This window comes from Streptomyces sp. NRRL WC-3618 (genome assembly GCF_001280005.1).
In the GTDB taxonomy this organism is placed as follows: domain Bacteria; phylum Actinomycetota; class Actinomycetes; order Streptomycetales; family Streptomycetaceae; genus Streptomyces.
The window spans coordinates 1-896 of the sequence record NZ_LGDW01000260.1; the positions used below are offsets into that span (position 1 = coordinate 1).

General features: G+C 64.4%; 1 protein-coding gene. It reads right to left on the bottom strand.

Going from position 1 to position 896, the window contains the following annotated elements:
• Nucleotides 1-896, bottom strand: an 896-nt coding sequence (locus ADL01_RS22240; protein WP_199834891.1) for a cbb3-type cytochrome c oxidase subunit I, incomplete at both ends; no start/stop codon positions are given.

Below are 896 nucleotides of genomic sequence, written 5' to 3' on the forward strand. Positions count from 1 at the left end.
CCGGTCAGCCCACCGAAGGTGAAGGTGACCAGGAAGCCGGTGGCCCACAGCATCGGGGTCTCGAACGACAAGGACCCCTTCCACATGGTGCCGATCCAGTTGAAGAACTTCACGCCCGTCGGTACGGCGATGAGGAACGTCATGAAGGAGAAGAACGGCAGGAGGACTCCGCCGGTCACGTACATGTGGTGCGCCCACACGGTCACCGAGAGGCCGGCGATGGCGATGGTCGCGCCGATCAGGCCCATGTAGCCGAACATCGGCTTGCGGGAGAAGACCGGGATGACCTCGGAGATGATCCCGAAGAACGGCAGCGCGATGATGTACACCTCCGGATGCCCGAAGAACCAGAACAGGTGCTGCCACAGCAGGGCACCACCGTTGGCGGCATCGAAGATGTGTGCGCCGAATTTCCGATCCGCCTCCAGCGCGAAGAGCGCGGCGGCGAGAACGGGGAAGGCCAGCAGGACCAGGACCGCGGTCAGCAGCACGTTCCACACGAAGATCGGCATGCGGAACATGGTCATGCCCGGTGCGCGCATGCAGATGATCGTGGTGATGAAGTTGACCGCGCCGAGGATCGTGCCGAAGCCGGAGAAGGCCAGACCCATGATCCACAGGTCGGCGCCGATGCCCGGGGAGCGCACGGCGTCGGACAGCGGGGAGTAGGCGAACCAGCCGAAGTCGGCCGCACCCGAGGGGGTGAGGAAACCGCCGACCGCGATCGTCGAGCCGAACAGGTACAGCCAGTAGGCGAACATGTTCAGCCGCGGGAACGCGACGTCGGGGGCGCCGATCTGCAGCGGCATGATCCAGTTGGTGAAACCGGCGAACAGCGGCGTCGCGAACATCAGCAGCATGATCGTGCCGTGCATCGTGAACGCCTGGTTGAACTG